The organism is Antrihabitans auranticaus, assembly GCF_016481275.1.
GTDB lineage: Bacteria > Actinomycetota > Actinomycetes > Mycobacteriales > Mycobacteriaceae > Antrihabitans.
This window is the reverse complement of record NZ_JAEMNW010000001.1, coordinates 1,404,673-1,427,335: the sequence shown is the minus strand read 5'-3', so window position 1 is coordinate 1,427,335 and position 22,663 is coordinate 1,404,673. Positions and strand designations below refer to the sequence as shown.

Genomic DNA, 22,663 nt, shown 5'->3' with positions numbered 1-22,663 from the left:
TGGACTTTTACGGTTGACGAGGTAAGTGAACAGCCTCGACAGAAGGATTCATCATGGGACTCACCCTCGACCCGATCAGTGCATTGATCTACTACATCCAGAACGGCCATTGGCCGCAGTACATTCAGCTCTGAACATCGGGAGGTCGAGATCTTCCGCTCACCTCACGAGATCAATTGCGACGCAACGCGGTCGGCTGTAGCTCTGCGATGGTCGGGTAGCCGTCGATGGCCATAAGGAGGTCAGCTTCGGCAAGCAGCGAACGCAGCACGTGGACGATTCCGTCGACACCGCCGATGGCGAGGCCGTAGGCGTAAGGCCGGCCGATGCCGACGGCTGTTGCGCCGAGCGCCAATGCTTTGACGATGTCGCTGCCCGACCGGATACCGGAGTCGAAAAGGACCGGAAGTTCGTCTGCCGCTTCGACGACGTCGGGCAGCGCGTCGATGCAGGCCAGCCCGCCATTGGCCTGCCGGCCGCCATGGTTGGAGCAGTAGATGCCGTCGACTCCCGCGTCCTTCGCCTGCCGGGTGTCTGCACCGCTGCTGATCCCCTTGAGGATCAGCGGCAGCGTCGTGAGCGAGCGCAGCCACGGGAGATCGTCCCAGGTGAGCGGGTTGCCGAAGATCTGCACCCATTTCAAGATCGCTGCTTGCATGTTCTCTTCGGGTGCGTGGCCGAGCGCTGCCCGGAACACAGGATCGCTGAAGTAGTTTTCCAGACACTGCCCGCGCAGTTGCGGGAAGTTCGACGTGCTCAGATCGCGCGGTCGCCAGCCTGTGACCCACGTGTCGAGCGTGACGACGATGCCCTTGTAGCCTGCGGCCTCCGCACGGCTGACGAGGCTGGCGGCGATATCTCGGTCGGTCGGCGTGTACAACTGAAAGAAGCCGGGCGTGTCGCCCATTTCCGCGGCAACCGTCTCCAGCGGGTCGACCATGAGGGTGGACCCCACCATCGGGACTCCGGTCTGGGCGGCCGCACGCGCGGTGGCGATATCACCGTGACCGTCCTGGGCACACGGACCGATTACTCCGATGGGGCTCATGAAGACGGGCGTCGGTAACTTCATGCCGAACAGTTCGATCGAAAGGTCGCGCTCGTTCGTTGCCCGCAGCATGCGGGGGATCAGTCCCCACTTCTCGAATGCCGTCACGTTGCTGCGTTGGGTGAACTCGTCGCCTGCGCCGCCGGCAACGTAGGACAGCAACTCGGGAGGCAGCGCCGCGGTGGCTCGGCGTTCGAGTTCGTCGAAGTTCATCGGCATCTTCGGGAGAACGCCCTGCAGGCCGCGGAGATAGATCTCGAGCTGGAAGTTGCCGAACGGCGGCGTCAGTGCCACGTGGATTCCATTCTTCGGACGGGTAGAGGGGGTGTTCCTCCATTACACGCCAGTCGAGGCTAAGAATTGTTGGCTTGCAGAAACTTTCCCGCGTGCAGCGTGGTGCCGAACCCGTCTGCGAAAGAGCCGTACTCGTACAGCACATGACCGGCGACTACGGTTGCCGCGACCGCACCGTCGTTGCGGTTGACCATTCGGTTGACGCCGTCGAGTCCGGGCATCGGGGCTTCGGCGTATTCCCCGCTGGTGCCGTCGAATCCTGCCGGGTCGATGATCGCGACGTCGGCGCGACTTCCGATCGTCAGGTGCCCCGCGTCGAGGCCGTACCAGTCGGCAAGTTCACCGGTCAGGCGATGGACCGCCTTCTCGATCGGCATGAACTTGCGTGTGTGGACGCGTTCGAGCATGCGCACCGCGAAGTTGTAGAACGCCATGTTGCGAAGATGCGCACCGGAATCGGCGAAGCCGACCTGGACGACCTCGGACTGCTGTAGACGGTCGAGGACGTCGTCACGGTCGTTTGCGATCGTTGTGCACCAGCGCAGTGCCTTGCCGTGTTCGACGGCCAAGTCCAGCAGCGCGTCGGCGGGTTCGATTCCGCGATCGTCGGCTACTGCGCCGAACGATCGACCGACGACCGAGGCGTCGGGGCAGGCGACGATCTCGGCGTCGTAGAGATCGCGATGCCACACCTTGAAACCCTTGGCCGTCATTTCCTTTCGGAACGTACGTCGGTAGGTCTCGTCGGCGAGCAGGTGGCCACGCTTCATCACGTCGCGAATACTCAAAGCTGCAGCGCCGGAGCCGAATTCCTCGAAGACGACGAGATCGATGCCATCGGCGTATACCTCGAACGGCACCGGCAGATGCTGCCAGCGGAATCCGTCGCCGCCGAGTTTGTTCACGATCTTGGCGGCCGCGATCGCCATCCTAACCACGGTGCGATCGGCCTTGACGTCTGCGGCGCTGATGATCGTGGTCTTCAACGGCCTTCGCTTCAGGCCCATGCTCTGCAGGAAGTACCGCGCCATCTCCGACCGCTTTGCCAGGTTCGGGGTGCTCTGGTGGATGCGGCCGCGGGCGCGCAGTATGTCGTTGAGCGCGCCGAATTCCCGCCAACTCGCAAAGGTCGAGGGGAGCAGGCGCGCGGGCCAGCGGGTGCCTTCGAGTTTGGAGAAGGAGCTGCGGATGGTGGACAGTCCGACGAAGCCGGCATCGAGAGCGTCGCCGAGCATGATCTTCATGCGACCCAATTCGGCCGCAGTCGGTTCGACGGTGGGGTCGGTGGCTCGATCCAGCCCCAGCACCGCTGCGCGGATGTCGGAATGCCCGATGAATCCCGCGACGTTTGCGCCGAGGGGGCGCTGATTGATCGCGTCCACGTACGACTGTGGACTCGACCACGTCTTGTGTTCTTTGACCGCGGAATGCACTGCTTCCCAAGGCAACGCCTCGACGCGAGAAAACAGGTCCGCGCAATCGTCGGCGTCGGCATATACCGTCGAGAGCGAGCAGTTGCCGAGAACGATCGTGGTGACGCCGTGGCGCACGCTTTCGCCGAGCCCCGGCGAGCCGAGTACTTCGGCGTCGTAGTGGGTGTGCACGTCGAGCATTCCTGGGAGGACCCACTTTCCCGTCGCGTCTATCTCGCGCCCAGCCACGGGGTTTTCGATACTGCCTGGTTCGATGCTGCCGACAGTGGCGACCTTCCCGTCACGAATTCCGAGGTCGGCTGTGACGGGCGCGGCACCCGTGCCGTCATAGATCGTGCCGTTACGGATCACGAGAGAGTAGTGCGACATCATCGGCCTTCCGATACTCGCCAGTATTCGAATCGATACCAGCGAGTATGCGGCGGCGCATCGCTGCGGGCAATGCCACCCGCGTCGGTTGACCGTTCAGTCTTCGGGAAGAGCAGCGAAGGCCTTCTTGGTGTTCCGGTACCAACCCAGCCCCGCGATCGGTCGCTTCCACCGGCCCTGCATGTCTTCGAGCGCGCTCCGGTGTGTCTCGTCGCCCTGCGCAACCATGTCTTTCAGATGGCTGTCCTGCGCGTGGATGACGTCGTCAGCTTTCTTGCCCTGGAACGCGGTGTCGCAGGGCCCGCCCATTTGCTTGCATGTCATTGTTTTCATGCCAATAACGTTATCCGCGTGGCCATGCGGGCCGCTTCTCGATTCCTGATCAGTTGAGGCGGTACACCCGCCGGGCAGTCAGACCGAAGAATTCGGCGTGCTCGTCGGCCGACAGATCAGCGATCGTCGCTTCGATGGTCCGCACCATCGTCCGGCAATCCCACAGCAGATGGTCGACGGGGTAGTGCGAGGCGAACATGCATCTGTTGGCTCCGAAGATGTTGAGTGCCATACGTATCCATGGTCCGATTGCTGCCTCGGAGGTGCCGAGGATGAGTGCGATGCCCTGCATTTTGAGGACCACGTTCGGGAACTCGCTCACCGCCCGCAGACGTTCCTCCCACCGGGCGAAGCCATCCTCGGAGCGGTCGAGCGGCCAGCCGATCGCCTCCACCACGAACGTGGTGTCGGGAAACGAGCTGATCAGATCGTGCGTCTCCGGCAACTGTTCGTCGTACACGAGTAGGTCCCATACGAGCTCGGTAGCGGCGACCTGCTCGAAACCGTGCAGCCAGGCGGGGTCGGTGAGGTAATCGCCGCGCGCACCGAGTCGTTTGCTGGGGTCGGCGGCCCAGTACAGCGGTTGCCGGACTGCGCGGACGACAGGTAGTTCCCGATATCGTGCGAGAACGTCTGCGACGTCGTCCGAATCGAGCTGGATCGCCGCGATGAAGGCACCTGGCGAGCCGAAGTTGTTGGCGCAGTGCTGAACCCATGCAGCTTCGGCCATGCCGTCCGATGCTCCGATCTCGCAAGCGACCGAGGCGGTGAAGCGTGCGTCGTCGACTTCGGACCGGTAGTGCTCCGGGAGGTACTCATGGGCAGCGTCGTAGTAGTTCGACAGCAACGCTGTCAGCACCGGCTGACGGGTGTCGATCCAGGGGTAGACCAGCTCGGTCGAATTGATCAAATGATGATGAGCATCGACGATGTCCACCCACAGATCATATTTCAGATACGTACGGAATCGACGCCGGAAATCACCGCATCCGCGCGGGACCGGGTTCGTTCGATCAACGCGGCGTTGGCGCCGTCGACTGTCCGGGCCCAGGCCGCGGCTACGGCAGGGGAGCGACCGTGCCGGGTATGCCGGTCGACAAGCCGAACCAGCCGCTCGGATTCCGGTGTTTCGCAGAACCAGGATTCGGCGAGGAGGGGCCGAATCTCGTTCCACGGCTGCTGATCTACAAGCAGGTAGTTTCCTTCGACGACGATCAGGGGAATGTGCGCGGGGATCGCGATTTCGCCGGCAACCGGTTCGTCGATGGTCCGCTCGAAGCTCGGCGCGTACACCGGGTGATCGACTTCGACGAGCAGTCGCCGCAACAATGCAACGAAACCCCAGCCGTCGAAGGTGTCGATCGCTCCTTTGCGGTGGTGTATGCCCAAGGTGTCCAGCGTGGAGTTGGCCAGGTGAAATCCGTCCATCGGCAGATGCACCGCGGTGTGCACACCGGATACCTCGTTGAGGGTGTCCACCAGATGCTTTGCCAGAGTGGTCTTTCCGGCGCCAGGACTGCCCGTTATCCCGAGTAGCACACGCCGGCCCGGTTGGATCAGCGCGCCCGCGCGGGCGGCCAGGTCAGCGGCTGGCATCGACTGCGCCGAGCATGTTCACCAGGTAGCGGTAGGCGTGAGCCGCCAGGGCAGGGCCGTCGTCCCAGAGGTTTCGCCAGATCGCGAGGTCGTTGGACAGGGTCGGGGACACGACGGCCGACGAGAACGATTCGAACGTGATCGGCCCGGTGTAATCGATATCGGCCAACGCGTGGAAGAACGAGTTGAAATCCAGGTGGCCGCTGCCGAGGTAGCCACGGTGGTTCTCACCGATGTGTACGTACCCGAGTCGATCGCCGACCAACATGACCGGGCGCCGGAAATCGTCCTCCTCGATATTCATGTGATACGTGTCGAGGTGAATGACGACGTTGTCGGCGCCGATGTCGTCGGCGAGCCGCAAAGCATCTGCGGCAGTGTTGATTACGTTGGTCTCGTATCTGTTGCAGACTTCCAGGCCGAGGGTCATGTTGTGCTGCGAGGCTTCCTTGGCCAGCTCTTGCAGCACGGCCACGACGTTGCTGCGACCCGCCTCGCTCAGCGGCTGTCCGTACTTGCCGAGTGCGCTGTACAGCGCGCCGGTGAAGTGGGTGCCGCCGAGATTGTGCGTGATCTGCAACGAACTCTGCAGCAAAGCAGATCCGCGCTCGACGACCGCGAGGTCGGTACTCGAGACGTCGGCGTCGAAGGCCAATCCTCGTGAGCACACGATCCCGAGGCCCGCTGCTTCGAGCGCCTTTCGTGCGGCAGGGATGTCGATCTGGGCGGCATCGTGCAGCGACATCTCGAGCAGATCGAAGCCGGCTGCCTTGGTTTCGGCGATGGTGGCTTCGACTTCGTCGGGCGTTGTGCCCCCTGCGAATACGAGCGCGTGAACGCCGAGTGGATTGGTGGCCATGGAGATTCCTTTGCGTGGATATTGATTGCTGGTCAGGCGGATTGCGCGCCGGTGATCAGGGCCACCAGTTCGTTTCCGGTGGTCTCGCTGGTTCGGCGGCCGGCTACTGCGACGCCGGCGCGCATCACCCACACCTGGTCCGACAGTCGCATGACCTGATCGAAGTTGTGGCTGATCAAGAGGACCGCGACGCCGGAGTCCTTGAGCTTCGTGATCACGGACTCCACCCGGGCGGTCTCCTGTACGCCTAGCGCCGCAGTCGGCTCGTCCATGATCACGATCTTGCTGTTCCACCCGGCAGCACGGGCGATGGCAACAGCTTGCCGCTGACCGCCGGACAGGCGCCGGACTCGGCTCGTGACGGGCGGTGCATTGACCGCCAGACCTGCGATCTGCTCGGCTGCAGCCTTTTTCATCGCCTTGCGATCCAGAAACCGGAACGGACCGAAGCCGCGAGTCAGCTCGCGACCCATGAAGAAGTTCTGCCACACCGAAAGTTCCTCGACCATAGCGAGGGTCTGGTGGACGGTCTCGATGCCTCGCTCGCGTGCGCTGTGCGGCGAGTCCATCGTCACGTCGTAGCCGTCGAGAGAGATCGTGCCCGACGTCGGCTGATGAATGCCGGACAGACACCGCACCAGGGTCGATTTGCCGGCCCCGTTGTCACCGATCAGGGCGGTGACCTCGCCACGACGCATGGTGATCGATGCGCCTTTGAGGGCCTTGACTCCGCCGAAGGATTTGGTGATGTCGGTGACGGTCAGGATGTAGTCGTTGTCCGTGTCTGTGGCCTGTGTGGAGACCGCGATCGATGCGCTCATTTCGTCTGGAACCTCGTGAGTAGGGCCGCGAGGACGACGACAAGTCCGACGGCGAATGGTTGGTAGAAGGTCGAAACATTCAGCAGGGTAAGGCCGTTCGTGAGTGCCGTAAGAAGGAAGGCGCCCAGGATCGGACCGACGATCTTGGCTTTGCCGCCGGTCAGTGCAACCCCGCCGAGGACGACAGCGGCGATGGAGTTGAGCAGGTACGCGGTGTTGACAGCGGGTTCCGCGGCGCCGACCCGAGCAACGAGCAGCAGTGCGGCGAGGGCCGCGAGAAACCCGGAAATCACATATACCGCGATGCGTACCCGGGTGGCGCTCAGGCCGTTCGCGACCGAGCTCTCCTCGCTACCGCCGACGGCCTGTACGTGCAGACCGAAGCGTGTCCGGAACATCACCAGCCACGCAACCACTCCGACCACTCCGGCGATGATGATCGGGTAGCCCAACCCTGCGAACGATCCGGTGGTGAGGTTCAGCAGCTCCGAGCTGTTGACGGTGATGGGCTTACCATCCGAGAGAATCAACGCCAGACCGGTTGCCACGCTGAGTGTTCCGAGGGTCGCGATGAAATCGGTGACCTTGCCCCGCGCAATCAGAAACCCGTTGAGCACCCCGATCGCGCCGCCTGCAACAAATGCCGCAACGACGGAGACCGGGAAGCCGAGCCCCGCTTCCCACGCCAGCCCGAACCCGATCGCGGCAACTGTCATCGTCGCTGCGATCGACAGGTCGATTCCGCCGGTTGTAATGACGAACGCCTGGGCGACTCCGAGGATGACCAGGATTGCCGCGGCGAGCAGCATCGCCTGGATGTTGCCGATGGTGAGGAAGTTCGGGGTCAGGATCGTGAACACAACTACCAGGACGACGAGTCCAACGGGGGCGGCATGCTCGGCCCAGAAGCTGAGCTTTCGCGCGTCCGAGAATGAGCGTTGCAGTGTCGATGGTTCCGTTGGTGTGGCTAATTGAGTGGTCATGAGGCGTCGGTTTCTCTTCGAGGGTGGCAGGCTAGGTCGGTGAAAGGGTTGGGCGCGAACGTCATCGGCTGCTCGCCAGCAGCGTTTCGAGGGGGTTGTCGAAGGCCTCGAACGGGCGCGGGAACTGTGCGATGGCGCTTTCCGCGTCGTCACGGGTGACCAGGGCGGTCGGCGATTCGATGGTGTCGGGCAGTTGAATGCCGGCGGCCGCCGCTTCGCATGCCTGCAGGCCGAGTGCCCCGATCGTGTACGGGTACTGGGCAACGGTTGCGCTCAACCCGCCGCCGGCGACGGACTCGAGCGCATCTTTGTTGCCATCGACGCTCACCACGACGACTTTGCCTGTGAGCCCGGCATTTTCGACCGCTTTGACGATGCCGAGGCCCATGTCGTCGTTCGCCGCGAAGAACGCCTTGACGTTCGGGTTCGCCGCGAGGATGTCGGTTGCTTTGGTAAGTGCGACTTCGCGCTTCCAGTCCGCGGCTACCTCTTGGACTATGTCGACCTGACCGGCGACGGCAGCCTTGAACCCGTCGATCCGGGCGGCGCTCGTCACGTCACCGGCAATGCCGCCGACGACGGCAACCTCGGCGTTCGGACCCGCCTCCGAGACGATGAAGGCACCGGCTTTGCCGCCGGCGGCCTTGTTGTCCGTGCCGATGTACGTGGCGACGTCGAGGTCGGCGACCTCGATCGCCTCCGGGTCGAGCGGGCTGTCGATGTTGACCACGGGCTTGTCGGGTGAAGCCATCAGCGTGAGGGTCTGGACCAGGTTGGTGCCGCTGATCGGATTCACCACGTAGCAGTTGTAGTCCTGCACGCCCAGGGCCGTGAGCTTGTCCGCCTGACCGACCGTGTCGGAGATATCGGCCGCGGCCTGCACCGTCACGTCGGTCCCGGACTCTTCTGCCGACGAGATCAGACCGTCCTCCATTGCTTGGAAGAACGGGTTGTCCAAACCTTTGACGATGGCCGCTACCTGCACTGTGCCGTCGTCCGTCGTGTCGCCGCGCGAACATCCGACGAGGGCGACCGCCAACGTCAGCACTGGAACTGCAACCTGTGCGCGGCGCCGCCAAGGCTTCGTGGACGTCGTGCTGTCGATCATGTCGTACCCCTTGTGGCTCAGAACACTACCGCGTGGTGCTTCTCGAAACTAACGCACCTTTTGTGTGATTGCAATACAAAAGTGTGCATTCTTTTACTGCTGTTGCATGTAAACTACCGTCGTAGGACATCGCCCCACACGTTCGATCGGAGACCGAGATGAGACCACCCGAGACCGCATCCCACGTGGGTGACGTGCTGGGTCTCTTCCGTGATTTGGGGGAGCTGAGCCGGATCGAGGTCATCGAACGGTCGGGATTGTCTCGTTCGACGGTCAATCAGCGGCTTGCAGCACTGCTGGACGCGCGGCTGATCAATGCGGTCGACGGCGGCGAATCCACCGGGGGCCGACCTTCTACCCGGTTCGCATTCCACTCGGAGCGCGCGGTGTTGCCGTGCGTCGATATTGGAGCGTCCGGGTTCGTCGCGTCCGTATGCGATCTCAGTGGCACCCCGCTACGGCACCAGAATCACAGCGTCGACGTGTGGGACGGTCCGGATCGGGTCCTCGGCCTGGTGGAAACTGCGTTTGCCCGGCTTCTGTACGACGACGACGAAATCTGGGGTGTCGGTGTCGGTGTGCCGGGGCCCGTGGAGTTCGCATCGGGGCGTGTCGTGAATCCGCCGATAATGACCGGCTGGGACGGCTTCGATATCGCCGGTTGGTTCAGCAAGCGCTATCCCGGCCCCGCGATCGTCGAGAACGACACGAACTCGCGAGCGGTCGCCGAGTCGCGGCAGACCGGGACCGACAACCTCATTGCCCTCAAGATCGGCACGGGCATCGGCTCAGGTCTGGTGTTCAACGGGCAGATCATTCGCGGCAACGAGGGGGCCGCCGGGGATATCGGGCACATCCTCGCCACCGCGGCGGATCAACTGGCACCGCTGCCATGCCGGTGCGGCAACGTCGGTTGCGTCGAGGCGTATGCGGGCGGTTGGGCGCTCATTCGAGATCTGTCTGCGGCCGGTGTCGATGTCACGTCCGTCGCGGAAGTCGCCACGCTGGTCCAGCAGGGCCAGATGGATGCGGTCCGGTCGGTGCGGAACGCCGGGCGCGTGATCGGGGAAGCTATCGCGAGCCTGGTCAGCATCTTGAACCCCGCCACCATCGTGATCAGCGGGCAGCTTGCCGCCTGCGACGAGATTTTGCTTTCGGGCATACGCGAGAAGATCTTTCAGCGTGCACTGCCACTGGCGACCCGGAATCTCCAGCTGCGCCGCAGCGACCTCGGCGAGCTCGCCGGCGTCACCGGACTCGCGTTGATCACTGCCGATCGGCTGTTGGGCGTCGACAACGTGGATCAGACAATCGCCACGCACAGCACTCCACCGGCGGCGCGACCGACAGCAGGCTAGGCAGTTCCGTTGTTCGCCGGTTGCCGATAGTCCAGATTTGCGGCACGCAGTGCGAGTTGTCGTTCGTCGTCGTTGAGCTCGCCTGTCCGCTGTGTCGACACGATCTGGTGCCGCCGCTTGTCCAATTGGTCTGCGCTCATGCCGAATTCGGTGAGGACGTCCTCTTCAGGCGGTCCGCCGTAGGGCGCCCACGCGAGCAGGAATTCGAGGATTTGGCGGTCGAATCGATTCATCGGACCGTCAATCCATGAAGGTGACGCCGCTGTCGCGACGGCTCCGGTCGACCGAGAGCTGGAAAACGTCGGCGCGTGCGTAATGACCTGCGACGTCGAGGTCCAGCGTCTCCTCGTACCGCCGTGCGATATCCAGCGTCGCGATGACTGTCCGGGCTTCGCCGAAGACCGGCTCGACGACCCAGGTCCCGTCCGGACCGACGATGCTCGACCCGCCGTCGAACAGCAAACCGGCCTGCGGTGCCTCGGGCCCGACACCTGCGCGGTAGGCGTCGAGGAGGTCGGCGGGAAGATCGTCGGTCGAGACGATCTGGCCCGCCGACAAGACGAAGCAGCGTCCCTCCAGCGCGTAGGACCGTGCCGCGATCCGGTGACTCTCCGGCATATCCGGCCAGGCGGCGATATGGATCTCTTCGTTCTGCGCGTGGAGTGCTTGGCGGGCAAGGGGATTGAAGTGTTCCCAGCAAATCAAGGACCCGATGCGGCCGGATGGCGTGTCCACGACGCGTAGACCCGCGCCGTCGCCTGCCGCCCACACGATCCTCTCGGTATGCGTCGGTGTCAGCTTGCGATGCAGATTCAGCGTGCTGCCGTCGGAGCCGATGGTGACGAGGGAGTTGTACAGCGTTCCGGACGCCTTGCCTGCACGCTCGTTGAGTCCGAGAACAACGGTCGTGCCGCACTCGGCGGCCGCCTTGCGGATCGGGTCAAGGTCGTCGTCGCCACCGACGTGGTCGAGCGTGGGGCTCTGTTCGAGCAGGCGGGCGTGCCAGTGCTGCGCCTCGGTGTCTCGCCAGCCTGCAAGGCCGAATACCCATGCTGGGTAGCACGTCAGCCACGTTTCCGGGAAGACGACCAGGTTCGCGCCTGCGTGCGCTGCCTCGGTGATGTGCCCGACGGCGCGACGCACCGACTCCTGCAGGTCGAGAAGGGCAGGCGGGTGCTGGACGATAGCGACAGTCGTCTGCGTCATCCGGTCGCTCCTTCGAGCACGGCTGCGCTCTCGATGCGCGCTGCCGCCTCTCGATTGCGGTCGAGATTACGTGCGAAGAGCACGTAGGCCAGACTCGCGACGGCCAAGCCGACCACGAACGAGAAGTCCGCTCCGCCAAACGCTTCGGCCGCAGGCCCGACGTAGAACGTTGTCGAGAAGAAGGGAATCATCGCGAGGAATCCGAGGGCGTATGCGGCGACACCAGGCCAGGCCCAGTGGCCGTAGATGCCGTCCGGGTCGAGGATTTCCGCGATCGCGTACTTGCCGCGCCGCACGAGATAGAAGTCGACCAGGTTGACGGCCGTCCAGGGCACGAGGAAGTACAGCATGAGCAAGACGAAGTTGTTGAAGCTGTTGATGTAGTCGTCGGGGATCAACAGGGCAACGACCAGTGCCGCCAGGCCGACCAGGACGAGACCGATGATGCGCAGTCGCACAGTAGGTTTCACCTTGCGGAAGCCGTCGATGGCGCTCGCTCCGGTGAGCATCGCACCGTATGCGTTCACGCCCATGATCGAGATCAGCGCTAGCACCGAGGTGATGACGACGATCGAGCCGAAGCCTGGGAACAACAGGTCGCCGACTTCACGCAGTGCGAGGATGGGGTCGGGGCCGGGTAGGTAGGTCGCGAGAATCGCGCCGAGAGACATCAGCCAGACCGCGGAGAACGTCGCACCGGCATAGACCGCGGTGATCAGTTTGCGGGCGGACGCATCGGCGGGGAGGTAGCGAGTGTAATCGGAGACGTATACCGAGTAGCTGATGTTGTAACCGGCGGCAAGGGAGAACTGCACGAGGAATGCCGTGGTATCCCAACCCGCGGTCGCAGCGGGAGCGTCGAGCGCCACCGGGTTGGTCGAGAAGTGCACGATGGCCACGACGGTGAGCACTGCGAATACGGCGATGAGCAGGTAGGTCAGCCAGCGCTGGACGAAGTGGAGCAGGTCGTGCCCGACCACTGCGATGACTATCGATACCGCGATGAGCAGCGGGTACCACAGTAGCTTCCCGCCGGGCAGGAACAGTCCGATGCCCTGGGCGCCGAGGACAGTGTCGAAGACGAGGAAGCCGACGTAGACGAAAACCGTTGCGGCGAAGGGCACTGCCGTACCGCGGCTGCCGAATTGGGCGCGCGACTGAATCATCTGCGGCAGGCCCATTCGGGGGCCCTGATTGGCGTGAAACGCCATGAAGAACGTGCCGAATACGACGCCGAGGACGATCGCGAGCACGCTGTAGCCGATGCTCAGGCCCATCGATGCGCCGACGAATCCGGCGACCATAGTCGGGAGCACGAAGTTGCCGGTGAACCAGAACGGACCTTGATGCCACACCTTGCCGTGGCGTTCCGAGCTGGGCACGTAGTCGATCGAATGTTGTTCGATCGCGCTTTCGCGTGCTGGTGGGGTCGTTGCAGAGGACATGCGCCGGAACCTCGTCTCTCGACATTCGGAAAGTTACTGATAGACAACTTTCAATGTCTGTAGGACAACTTTGTGTCCTGGGTAGTGTGACCCCGGACACCGAGCGTGTCAAGGCTCGTCTGTGTGCCCGATCCAGCGACGTGAGGACCCGATGAAAGCGCTCCACCCAACCCCGTCCGACCGGCCCGTCCGCGTCGGTGCCCGCCTGCGCGCGTGCCGGAAAACGCAGGGGCTGACGATCGAACAGGTTGCCGCGGCGACCGGGTTGACCAGGGGATTTCTCAGTCGCGTCGAGCGTGACGAAACCTCGCCGAGCGTTGCCACGCTGGTGACCTTGTGTGAGGTGCTTTCGCTACCGGTCGGGTCACTCTTCGAGGACGCCGACACCGAGGTCGTCCGCCTCGCGAAAGCGCCCGCGATCAACATGGGTGGCCGCGGCGTCCAGGACCTGATGATCACTCCCCGGGCCCAGTCGAAGGTTCAGATGCTGCGCTCGCATTTGGCGCCCGGCGCAAACGGCGGCGAGAATCTCTACACGATCAACTGTGAGGTCGAAGTGCTCCATGTCGTCAGTGGAACGGTCACGATGCAATTCACCGGACGCACCGAAACCCTCGATGCCGGTGACACGCTGACCTTCTCGGGGCGCGAGCCGCACAACTGGCGAAACGCCGGATCTACGCCCGCAGAGGTGTTGTGGACCTTCGTCCCGGCGCCGTGGAGTGGTTCGCGCTGATCACGCGCGGCGGGCGATCTCCAGCGCCAGTTCGAGGTTTGCCGCGCGCAGGGCGAGTTGCCGCTCGTCCGCACTGAGCCGACTCGTTCGTTGCGTCGACACGATCCGGTGCAGTCGCTCGTCCAATTGGTCTGCGCTCAGACCGAATTCGGCGAGGACCTCTTCGGCAGGTGGCCCGCCGTACGGTGCCCAGGCCAGTAGGAACTCGAGGATTTCGCGGTCGAATCGATCCATCATGAGGAGTCCGTGTGCTCGATGGGGGTGAAGCTTTCTACGCGGGTGCGCAACTCGATGAGATGCTTGGCATGGTCGTCGAGAGCGCGGTCTTCGTTCGAACGCGGGTACCACGGCGGTATCGCCACGGGCGCGCCGTCGGCGTCGGGAGCGACGAAAACAGTCAGCCCATGTGCGGCCAACCGCATGTCATGTGTGTGTGTGTGGGTCGGTCCCGTCGACATGCACGCTGAGATGCATGCTGTGCGGTCCGGTGTGTAAGAGCCGGGCGGTCACTTCGATCGCCTGCCCGATGAGAAGTGGCCGGTAGAAGCGAATTCCGGCGATGTAGGACGCGAGGACCCGACTGCCCGTCCAACGCGCTGCGCATGCGTAGGCGGCCTCGTCGATCCACCGCATGGTCTTGCCGCCGTGCACCTTTCCACTCCAGTTGATATCCGACGGTGCGGCCAGAAATGCGAGCGTCGTGGTCGGCGCGGTGCCTGCTGTCGTGTACCGCGTGCCGATCATCGCGGCTTCGATTTCGGCGCGTATCCGGATCCGGGCTTGTGCTTGCCGAGCCCGTTGCAGCTCCGCTGGAGTGTGGGGTGTCCACGCCGGAACCGGTACCGGCTTACTGTCCGAGTCGACGGCGACGAAGACGATCAGGCACTGCGACGCCGCGCTCGGTTCACGAACCGTGGGTTCGTTGGAGCGCACCGTGACGAGGATGTGCATGCTCGTGCGGCCCGTGTGAACGATCCGGGCATCGAGTTCGACGAGCTCGCCAACTGCAATCGGGCGGGTGAGATGAATATTGCCGACGTAGGCGGTGACGCAATACCGCCCACTCCAGCGGGCGGCACAGGCGTATCCGACCTTGTCGATCCATTCGAGGAGCGTGCCGCCGTCGACCGCCCCGAGTGGGCCGGCGTCGGCCGGTTTGACCAGAAAGCGGTGGACTGCGTGCCGGGATCGGTGGTTCTCGTGTGCACGGGTGAATGACTCCTCGAATCGAGCCGAACGCCCTGCTTCAGTCTTCGAGGACTTCGTCGCTGTGGACGATCGCGGGGACCTCTTCGGCGATGTTGTAGCCGCGGCAGAACCAGAGGTACAGCAGACCCGGCACGATCATGCCGACGATGAAGGCGATGTCGACTCCGTCGAGCGCCTCCGCGATGGGGCCCTTGTAGAAGCTCAGGACGGCGAAGGGGATCTGGACCAGCAAGCCGATGAAGTATGCGGACAGTCCACGCCACGACCAAAGTCCATAGATGCCATCACGTTTGAAGATATCGGTGATCGCATAGTGGCCCTTGCGGACGAAGAAGAAGTCGACGAGGTTGACGGCACTCCACGGTACGAGGACGTACAGGAGGATGACCATCAGATCATTGATCTTGGTGAGCTGGTCGGTGCCGAGGTTGATCGAAATCAGCAGCGAAACAACAACGATTGCGATGCTGGTGATGGACTTCATGGCTCGGGTCGGCGTGGTCGGACGGATGCAGTCCACGATCGTCGCGACAGAGAGCATTGCGCTGTAGGTGTTGATTCCGATCGTTGCGACGAGGGCGAGCGCCGAGAGAATCGCGAGGACAGTGCCGAGGTTGGCGAAGACATAGTTGCCCGAATCACTCAGTGCGACAAGCGCATCTGTCGCTCCGGTGCGGGTGGCGAGCCACGCGCCCATCGCCATCAGCCAGACCAGGGCGGTGCAGGTGCCGGCAACGACAGCGAGAACCAGGTGCGACGATTTCGTCGTCGTCGGTAGATACCGGGTGAAATTTGCGATATCGGGGGCAAGGGTGATGTTGTAGCTCGCCGCGGTTGCGAAGACGGCCATGAAGGCCGAGGCCTTGAAGCCGCCGTCTGCCGGGGCGGTGCCGCCGAGATGTCCGGTCATCATCGCTGCGGTGAGGATCAGATAGAACGGGATCGACAGCCAGAACAGTGCACGGAAGGCGATGTGGAGCCAATCGTGGCCGAAGATCGACAGGATCGCGGCGCCGGCGGAGACCAACACGGCTATCAGTACCGGATTCCAGCCGTAGAGGTTGCTGAACCCGGTCTGTAGGACATTGGTTTGCAGGACGCTGAAGCCGATGAACGTGAACACCGTTGCGACGACGGGGATGAGAACCCCGAAATAGCCGAACTGGGCGCGAGATTGAATCATCTGGGGCAACCCGAGGATCGGTCCCTGGGTGGCGTGGAAAGCCATTGCCAACGAGCCGAACAGCGCTCCAAGCGCGCCACCGAGGACGGTCCAACCCAGGGTCAGGCCTTGAGCTGCGCCGATGAAGCCGAGTGCGATGCTGAAAAAGCTGAAGTTCGCCAGAAACCAGAAGGGGCCCTGTTTCCAGGCGGTGCCGTGGCGTTCGTGCTCGGGGATGTAGTCGATCGAGTGCTTCTCGATCAATCCTTCGGCCTTGTCCAGCGCGGATTCGCCGCCATCGGGTCGATGCAAAGGATCTGTCCCTGCTGCAAGTTCGTTAGTGGTCACGCGATGTCCTTTGTCGAGATCTCGGCTGGGAATCCCGCGTGCCGCACGTCAGAGGGCGGCACCGTCGCGGGGGTTCTGGTCGGAGGCGGGGATCGCTTGCCGTGATGCAGCTCACGCCTTCAGCCATGATATACGGTACGCCATGATGGGGGAGAGTCAAGGTTTTGCGTGAACTTTCCCGCTCGTTCGGAGCAAAATGTCCAAGTAATGCCAGTTCAACGCGGTTTGATCGTCGCGACGCGCTCGTATATCGAGGTGTGGTGTCTAGTATTTCGGGGGCAGCATGTCTGGAGGCGAAGCGCGGCTCAGACTCTGGCATGGCCCGCGATATACGGGATATGCTTGGCCAATGACGTCCCAGTTGCAGCCGCTCGCCACTCGTCCCGACAATTTGACGTCCATGGTGTTCGAGGCCATTCGCGACAGCATCGTGAATGCGACGATCCCGCCGGGCAGTCGGATCAGCGAAGCATCGGTCGCTGCGCAGCTCGATGTCAGCAAGACGCCGGTGCGAGAGGCGTTGCTGCGGCTGCGCCATATCGGTCTGGTGGAGCCGACCCAGCGTGGGCTGCAAGTGATTCGACCATCCGTGAAGGCGATCCGAGACGCGTACGAGTACCGCGCCGGGATCGAGAGCGTGTCTGCCCGTTACGCGGCGAACCGGGCGTCCGCTGAGGAGATCGAGCGCATCTTCGGTCTCGCGGAGCAGTCGCTGGCTCGTGCCGAGGACGCTGATCCTGCCGGTTTCCGCCGGCTCGACCGGGAGTTTCACACCGCTGTCTCCACGGCGACGCGAAACGACATACTGCAGCGCTCGATCGAGGATGCGCTGGTCCTCACGTCGGCGCTGCGCGAGCGAGACGTGGCACCGTCCGGCGATTCGATTTCCTGTGCGCACGAACATGTTGGGGTCGCCCAGGCGATCCAAGCGGGCAACGCCGACGCTGCGGCGGATGCCATGTCTGCCCATGTGCTGCATGTCATGTCCCTGGTGTTGAGTTCGCGTCCAGCGGCGAACAAGGGAGTCAGTTCGTCAGGACTGGCCCCACGTGGGGATCTTCAGCCCATGTAGCCCTGCGTACGGGGCCGGTTGCGGAGCTGACCACTCGGCCAGCACCCGTGCATCAGGGCGGTAGATTTCGACGCCGATCGGTCTGCACGTCTCCAGTGGGTCGCCGGCATCGGGGCCCCACTGCCGGATCGAAAGGTCGCCGCCCGGGCAGGTGGACAGCGCGCACAGCAGATCGATCTCGGCGAGAAACTCGAAATAGTCGCCCTTCTGCGCCGGGCAGGCCTTGTTGTAGTACTTGTCTTCGTCGTTCAAACCGGTGACCTGAAAAACGTTGAGCACGTCGTGCACATCGAATTCCGTCAAGCCGTAGGGCATTACAGCGCGCGTCAGATTCGAGTGGCAGTGAAAGTCGAACTGCTCGCCGGCGAGGAGCTGGTTGGTATACGGGTCGCACCGACTGCCGAGGAGGTCATGCACGCGGCCGCCATCGGAGTCGATTCCATAGTCGCCCAACGAATCTCCGGTAATCGTGACGAGCGGGCGCAGATAGGGAAGGTTGGACCACAGTCGGTCGTAGGTGGTCACATGCGCCGCCTGGAGCTGGCGAGTCTTGGCTGCCCACATACGTTCTCGTGGGTTGTGCCGATTCCAGATGTTGAGATCAGCCACCTGCGGACCTTCGGCTTCGACGATCCTGCACAGGTGGCCTGCCGGTACCTCCCAGGCCCGGCCACTGCGAATCGGAATGACGAACGAATCGACCAGCTCGCGGTCGCTCTCGGCGATCGCTTTGTAGAGGCCTTTGTCGACGTCGAGTGCGCCACCCGCGGTGGCCTGGTATGCGGCGTCGGTTGCGCTGCTCATGATTTCTCCCGGGGTGCTGGTGTGAAGACGGATCCGCGTTCGAGCACGGGATCGAGGATGCCGGAGGACAGTTCGTTCGCAGCATCGTCGAACGCTGCCGGGAATCGGCCCTGTCCGGGGTAGCCGATTCGCTTGGTCACCTGCGGACTCAGCAGCCACGCGCCGGCGACAACTGCCGACAGAGCCTGGAAAACTTCGGACCGTTCTGCGTGCATCGTGCGCAGGCTCTGCTCGACTTTTGCCGCATCGGACCCGTGAAGTTCCTCCAGCACAGCGGTTATCGCGTCGAAGGCATCCGATCGTGCGTTGAGTGCGGTCTTCAGTGCGGCGTCGAAATCGGGGTCCGACGTTGCTGCGGGGTCGTCACCGGCCGCCGGGACGAGCACGTCGGCAATCGCATGAAGGGTGTCGACTTCAGCGGCGGTGAGCGGTCGCGGAATTCGGAACGGCTCTGGGACCGAAAGACGTTCGCTCATCGGACGACCGTTCCGTCCTTGGCGGTGCGGACCAGGTTCTTGGCGATCCGCAACGCCAGCGCTGAGATGGTCGCGGTCGGATTCGCCGAGCCGCTTGTGACGAAAACGCTTCCGTCGGCGACAAAAACGTTAGGGGAGTCGTGCATTCGACCGTAGGAGTCGACGACCGATGTGGCAGGGTCGTTGCCCATCCGTGCCGTACCCAGGAGGTGCCCCGGGAGGTCCGGCATGACCTCGACCGGGAACGTCTCGGCAGCACCGGAGGCGGCGTGCACCTCCTCCATCCGGTCCACGGCGAACTTGATCAGTTTCCAGGTGTTGTCGGCGATCGTGTAGCTCACCTTCGGTGCGGGGATGCCGTGGTTGTCGACGAGTTTCGGATCGAGGGTGACCCGATTGTGTTCTTCCGGCAGGTCTTCCGTGTTCGCTGCCCAGATGATGCCGCGGGCATGCGAGCGCGCGGCGTGATGGATCGCCGGCCCCCACAATTCGTCGAATGTCGATGCTTCGCGCCGAGTTTCGATGGCATTCAGCGGTCCAGGTGTCGGCAAGGTCATCATCTTGATCCCGCGGACGAAGTCGTGCTCTGGGCGCGTGTCATAGAACTCCATCGAGTGAATGTTCTGGCCGGACGGGCCCTTCCAGCTGTCGAGGTCGTCGTCGTAATAGCCGGTTACGCCGGGGTTCGGGTGCAGCATAAGGTTTTTGCCGACCAGGCCTGATGAGTTGCCGAGCCCGTCGGGGTGTGCGGTGGAGTCGGACAGCAGCAATAATCGTGGCGTGCCGACACCGTTGGCGCACACCACGACCGCGTTGGCACGCTGGCGATGTTCGACGCCGTGGCGGTCGAGCCACAGCACTGCGTCAGCCCTGCCATCGGAGCGGGTCTCGATGCGCCGCACGCGCGCGCCGGTCACCAGAGTGGCGCCGGACTTCAATGCGTGTGGCCACCAGGCGATGTCAGCGGAGGCTTTCGCGCTTTCCGGACAACCCCACTCGCACACACCCCAGCGCGCGCACGCCGACATGGCCTTGAACTTCTGGCTCGGGATGGCGTTCGTACCGGGCCACCAGTGCCAGCCGAGTTTGTTCATTCCGGCTGCGGCGCGCATTCCGCCTTTGCCGATCGGCATGGGCGGCAGGGGATAGTCGAGCCCGTCCGGGTACGCGGGGTCACCGCCAAGTCCGGATACCCCCATGAACGCGTCGATCTCGTCGTAGTCGGGCGCAAGCTCGGCGTAGGTGATGGGCCAGTCGTCGGCTACGCCGTCGAGGGTTCGAACGTGAAAGTCCGACGGTAGCAACCGCGGCCACTCGGCGCCGTAGTAGACGGTAGAGCCGCCGACACCGTTGAACATCGACGGCGCTATCGCCGAGGCTGAGACGTCGAGCGGGTAGTCGGAAGCGAATTGACGCACGTTCGGGTCGTGCGCCCATTGCTTTTGAATGAGCAGTTCCCATTCCGGCTTGTTACCCGGGTAGTCGCTTGGGTTGACCCAATCGCCTTGCTCCAGGCATACAACCTTGAACCCGGCTTCCGCCAGGGTGTAGGTCATGATCGCACCAGACGGTCCCGATCCGATCACTACGGCGTCGGCGTCCGCTGTGTTGTCGTCCATCATTGCTTCTCTCTTCGCACCGAGGGGCACGGCTACGGCGCGATGTTGTGCATGACGTGCTTGATACGGGTGTAGTCGTCCAGCGCGTACATGGATAGGTTCTTGCCGTAACCCGAGTGCTTGAATCCACCGTGCGGCATCTCGGACACGTTGACGGTGTGGCAGTTCACCCACACCGTGCCGAAGTCGAGTCGGCTGGAAACGCGCATCGCAGTCGAGTTGTCGGTGGTCCACACGGATGAAGCGAGGCCGAAGCGGACATCGTTGGCGCTGCGCACGGCGTCTGCTTCGTCGCTGAATGTCTGGATGGTGATGACAGGGCCGAAGATTTCGTTCTGGCTCATCTCGTCGTCCTGTCGGAGTCCTGCGATAACCGTTGGCGCCCAGAAGTATCCGCGTGTCCCGAGCTGGGTACCGCCGGCGAGAACCGCCGCGTGCCCTGGAGTTCGCTCGACGAACCCGCTGACCTGCGCCAGTTGGTTTGCGTTGTTGAGTGGCCCGCAGAAGACGTCGGGATCGGTCGGGGACCCGACCTTTGTTTCTCTGGCGCGCTCGGCGAGGCGAGCGGCGAAGTCGTCCGCGACGGACTCCGCCACGAGCACCCGGGTAGCCGCGGTGCAGTCCTGGCCGGCGTTGTAGTAGCCGGCTTCTGCGATCGTCGTGGCAGCCGAATCCAGATCGGCGTCGGCGAACACGATGACCGGTGACTTGCCGCCGAGTTCGAGGTGCGCACGCTTCGCGTCGTCGGCGGCGGTACGGGCAACCTCGAATCCTGCCCGGACCGATCCGGTGATGGCAACCATCTGCGCGGTCGGATGCGAGACGACGGCTCGACCTGTGTCGCGATCGCCGCAGACGACGTTCAGAACACCCGGCGGGAGAAACTCGGCTGCGATGGAGGCCAGTAGCACGGTCGAAACAGGCGTTGTATCACTGGGTTTGAGAACGACAGTGTTTCCGGCCGCGATAGCTGGAGCGAACTTGCCGACCGCCTCGAGCAGTGGGTAGTTCCACGGCGCGACCTGGCCGATCACTCCGATCGGTTCCCGGCGAATGTAGGAGGTATGGCCGGATGTGTACTCGCCGGCACTCAAGCCCTCGAGGACCCGGCTCGCACCGGCGAAGAACCGGATCTGATCGACCGCATCCGGCAGTTCGTCGGCTCGCAGCAGAGCGATCGGCTTCCCGGTGTTCTGACTTTCGGCGGCGATCAACTCCTCGGCTGCGGCTTCGACTGCGTCGGCGATCTGCAACAACAAGGCCTGGCGCTCCCGCGGGCTCACGGTTTTCCACAGTTCGAACGCCGCAGCCGCCGATTCGTAGGCCGCATCGACGTCGAGGTCACTCGACAGCGCTGCTGTGCCGAACAACTCACCAGTACAGGGGTCGATCAGGTCGGTCGTTCTGCCCGATGCGGCATCGACCGACTTGCCGTCGATCACGTTCTGGATGGTTCTGGTCATGCCGCTCCGATCAGATCTGCTTTTCGTCCTACGAACTTTGGTCGGTGAGCTGCGTCGATCTGCCGAACCACCCATTACGATACAGGATTGTCCTACGAAAACTAGACTGTAACCGCACTAAATTCCGATATAAGGGCTGGTCTGTCGGATTAGTCCGAAAGATTGTCCTACGAAAGAGCGTGAATCGATGTTGAACAATTGAGCTGGGAGCGCTGCTAGTGTGAACCTGTGTCCAGCATTGTCGACTCACACAGCGCGGCGCCGACGGTCGCGTTCAGCGCTGAGCGGGTAGCCGAGACTCTCCGCCGCGAAGTACTCGCGGGCGCACTCGGTGCGGACGCTCGAATCAAGGACGCAGAGTTGGCGCAACGGTTCGAGGTGTCGCGCAATACCGCTCGAGAAGCGCTGCGGCTGTTGGCGGCTCAGGGCCTCGTCGTACTTCGATTGCACAGCGGTGCTGCCGTGCGCCGACTCGATATCGATGAGGTGCGAGACATCTACCGGGTCCGGCGGACGTTGGAATGCTCAGCAGTACAGAACAGTTCACGTGCACACGAGCAGCGCCTCCTCGCGGTAGAGCGAGCGGTTGTCGAGGCCGAGGAGCATCTGGCGCGCGACGAATGGGCGCAGGCTGCGACCGCGAGCCTTGGCGTGCACACCGCCATCGTCGGATTGCTCGAGTCGCCGAGCATGTCCCGGTTCTTCGATGAGCAACTTGCGCAGCTGCGAATCGCGTTCTGGGCGTTGCCGATCGATACCGAATTCCAGACCTTGTGGATCCCGCGGGATCGCGAAATCGCCGACCTCCTGCTGGGCGGAAAGCGTGAGCTCGCTGCGCGGGCGTTGTTGTCCTACATCGACGATTCCGAGGCTCGCGTACTCGACGCCATGCGCGCCGAGGCGCGAGCTTCGCGGATCTAG

Annotated in this window: 24 protein-coding genes and 1 pseudogene; 4 read left to right on the top strand and 21 right to left on the bottom strand. The window is 63.3% G+C overall.

Annotation, left to right across the window (positions count from 1 at the left end):
- Positions 1-172: 172 nt before the first annotated feature.
- The 9 genes from JGU72_RS06630 to JGU72_RS06590 all read right to left on the bottom strand — a co-directional run bounded on the left by JGU72_RS06630 (position 173) and on the right by JGU72_RS06590 (position 8,844).
- Positions 173-1,336, bottom strand: coding sequence for a lactate 2-monooxygenase (locus JGU72_RS06630; protein WP_233531709.1), 1,164 nt, complete (start codon positions 1,334-1,336; stop codon positions 173-175).
- A 65-nt stretch (positions 1,337-1,401) separates the two neighbouring features.
- A complete protein-coding gene (locus tag JGU72_RS06625) occupies positions 1,402-3,144 on the bottom strand; it encodes an N-acyl-D-amino-acid deacylase family protein (RefSeq protein WP_199683254.1) in 1,743 nt (580 codons plus the stop codon).
- 96 nt (positions 3,145-3,240) lie between these two features.
- Positions 3,241-3,477 carry a hypothetical protein gene (locus JGU72_RS06620; RefSeq protein ID WP_199682880.1) on the bottom strand — a complete coding sequence of 79 codons (237 nt, stop codon included), beginning with the start codon at positions 3,475-3,477 and terminating at the stop codon, positions 3,241-3,243.
- A gap of 49 nt (positions 3,478-3,526) precedes the next feature.
- Entirely contained in the window at positions 3,527-4,414 is an 888-nt protein-coding gene (locus tag JGU72_RS06615) for an amidohydrolase family protein (protein ID WP_199682879.1), read from the bottom strand.
- Between the two features lie 14 nt (positions 4,415-4,428).
- Positions 4,429-5,073 (bottom strand): nucleoside/nucleotide kinase family protein, encoded by a 645-nt coding sequence (locus JGU72_RS06610; protein WP_199682878.1) that lies wholly within the window; start codon positions 5,071-5,073, stop codon positions 4,429-4,431.
- A complete protein-coding gene (locus JGU72_RS06605) occupies positions 5,060-5,932 on the bottom strand; it encodes a sugar phosphate isomerase/epimerase family protein (protein ID WP_199682877.1) in 873 nt (290 codons plus the stop codon). The genes JGU72_RS06610 and JGU72_RS06605 overlap by 14 nt, the downstream gene beginning before the upstream one ends.
- A gap of 32 nt (positions 5,933-5,964) precedes the next feature.
- Positions 5,965-6,753, bottom strand: a complete 789-nt coding sequence (locus JGU72_RS06600; protein WP_199682876.1) for an ATP-binding cassette domain-containing protein — start codon at positions 6,751-6,753, stop codon at positions 5,965-5,967.
- Positions 6,750-7,736: an ABC transporter permease gene (locus tag JGU72_RS06595; RefSeq protein WP_199682875.1), complete on the bottom strand. Its 987-nt coding sequence runs from the start codon at positions 7,734-7,736 to the stop codon at positions 6,750-6,752. Before JGU72_RS06595 ends, JGU72_RS06600 begins: the two co-directional genes overlap by 4 nt.
- Before the next feature lie 61 nt (positions 7,737-7,797).
- A complete protein-coding gene (locus tag JGU72_RS06590) occupies positions 7,798-8,844 on the bottom strand; it encodes a substrate-binding domain-containing protein (RefSeq protein ID WP_199682874.1) in 1,047 nt (348 codons plus the stop codon).
- Positions 8,845-9,002: 158 nt separating this feature from the next.
- Between JGU72_RS06590 and JGU72_RS06585 the strand changes: the two genes are divergently transcribed.
- The gene (locus JGU72_RS06585; protein ID WP_199682873.1) at positions 9,003-10,202 is read left to right on the top strand and encodes an ROK family transcriptional regulator; all 1,200 of its coding nucleotides are present in this window, start codon (positions 9,003-9,005) and stop codon (positions 10,200-10,202) included.
- On the opposite strand, the gene JGU72_RS06580 is transcribed toward JGU72_RS06585, so the two are convergent.
- Genes JGU72_RS06580 through JGU72_RS06570 form a run of 3 tightly spaced genes read right to left on the bottom strand, consistent with a single transcriptional unit; the run spans position 10,199 to position 12,853 of the window.
- A complete protein-coding gene (locus JGU72_RS06580) occupies positions 10,199-10,435 on the bottom strand; it encodes a hypothetical protein (protein ID WP_199682872.1) in 237 nt (78 codons plus the stop codon). The two genes, JGU72_RS06585 and JGU72_RS06580, sit on opposite strands and share 4 nt — an antisense overlap.
- 7 nt (positions 10,436-10,442) lie before the next feature.
- Entirely contained in the window at positions 10,443-11,408 is a 966-nt protein-coding gene (locus JGU72_RS06575; protein ID WP_199682871.1) for a carbon-nitrogen hydrolase family protein, read from the bottom strand.
- Positions 11,405-12,853, bottom strand: coding sequence for a purine-cytosine permease family protein (locus JGU72_RS06570; protein ID WP_199682870.1), 1,449 nt, complete (start codon positions 12,851-12,853; stop codon positions 11,405-11,407). The genes JGU72_RS06575 and JGU72_RS06570 overlap by 4 nt, the downstream gene beginning before the upstream one ends.
- Positions 12,854-13,004: 151 nt before the next feature.
- On the opposite strand from JGU72_RS06570, the gene JGU72_RS06565 reads away from it, so the two are divergent.
- Positions 13,005-13,589: a helix-turn-helix domain-containing protein gene (locus tag JGU72_RS06565; RefSeq protein WP_199682869.1), complete on the top strand. Its 585-nt coding sequence runs from the start codon at positions 13,005-13,007 to the stop codon at positions 13,587-13,589.
- Here the strand turns inward: JGU72_RS06565 and JGU72_RS06560 are convergent, their stop codons facing one another.
- From JGU72_RS06560 to JGU72_RS06550, 5 genes and pseudogenes are all read right to left on the bottom strand, one after another.
- Positions 13,590-13,826, bottom strand: a complete 237-nt coding sequence (locus tag JGU72_RS06560) for a hypothetical protein (RefSeq protein ID WP_233531168.1) — start codon at positions 13,824-13,826, stop codon at positions 13,590-13,592.
- Positions 13,823-14,011, bottom strand: a complete 189-nt coding sequence (locus tag JGU72_RS30590) for a hypothetical protein (RefSeq protein ID WP_233531167.1) — start codon at positions 14,009-14,011, stop codon at positions 13,823-13,825. Before JGU72_RS30590 ends, JGU72_RS06560 begins: the two co-directional genes overlap by 4 nt.
- A 1-nt stretch (position 14,012) precedes the next feature.
- Complete coding sequence (locus JGU72_RS06555) at positions 14,013-14,522, bottom strand: acyl-CoA thioesterase (protein ID WP_307828320.1); 510 nt, start codon at positions 14,520-14,522, stop codon at positions 14,013-14,015.
- Positions 14,523-14,561: 39 nt separating this feature from the next.
- Positions 14,562-14,690, bottom strand: a pseudogene (locus tag JGU72_RS31205) (hotdog domain-containing protein); the annotation flags it as partial.
- 145 nt (positions 14,691-14,835) lie between these two features.
- Positions 14,836-16,308, bottom strand: coding sequence for a purine-cytosine permease family protein (locus JGU72_RS06550; protein ID WP_307828319.1), 1,473 nt, complete (start codon positions 16,306-16,308; stop codon positions 14,836-14,838).
- A gap of 349 nt (positions 16,309-16,657) precedes the next feature.
- Here JGU72_RS06550 and JGU72_RS06545 point away from each other — a divergent pair, with 349 nt between their 5' ends.
- Positions 16,658-17,380: a GntR family transcriptional regulator gene (locus JGU72_RS06545; protein ID WP_199682868.1), complete on the top strand. Its 723-nt coding sequence runs from the start codon at positions 16,658-16,660 to the stop codon at positions 17,378-17,380.
- Here the strand turns inward: JGU72_RS06545 and JGU72_RS06540 are convergent.
- The 4 genes from JGU72_RS06540 to JGU72_RS06525 are packed head-to-tail and all read right to left on the bottom strand — an operon-like array spanning position 17,342 to position 21,742.
- A complete protein-coding gene (locus JGU72_RS06540) occupies positions 17,342-18,184 on the bottom strand; it encodes an urea carboxylase-associated family protein (protein ID WP_199682867.1) in 843 nt (280 codons plus the stop codon). The two genes, JGU72_RS06545 and JGU72_RS06540, sit on opposite strands and share 39 nt — an antisense overlap.
- Positions 18,181-18,660, bottom strand: coding sequence for a hypothetical protein (locus JGU72_RS06535; RefSeq protein WP_199682866.1), 480 nt, complete (start codon positions 18,658-18,660; stop codon positions 18,181-18,183). Before JGU72_RS06535 ends, JGU72_RS06540 begins: the two co-directional genes overlap by 4 nt.
- Entirely contained in the window at positions 18,657-20,279 is a 1,623-nt protein-coding gene (locus JGU72_RS06530; RefSeq protein ID WP_233531164.1) for a GMC family oxidoreductase, read from the bottom strand. The genes JGU72_RS06535 and JGU72_RS06530 overlap by 4 nt, the downstream gene beginning before the upstream one ends.
- Before the next feature lie 32 nt (positions 20,280-20,311).
- Positions 20,312-21,742: an aminobutyraldehyde dehydrogenase gene (locus JGU72_RS06525; RefSeq protein WP_199682864.1), complete on the bottom strand. Its 1,431-nt coding sequence runs from the start codon at positions 21,740-21,742 to the stop codon at positions 20,312-20,314.
- A 228-nt stretch (positions 21,743-21,970) separates the two neighbouring features.
- Between JGU72_RS06525 and JGU72_RS30580 the strand changes: the two genes are divergently transcribed.
- Positions 21,971-22,663, top strand: coding sequence for a GntR family transcriptional regulator (locus JGU72_RS30580; protein WP_199682863.1), 693 nt, complete (start codon positions 21,971-21,973; stop codon positions 22,661-22,663).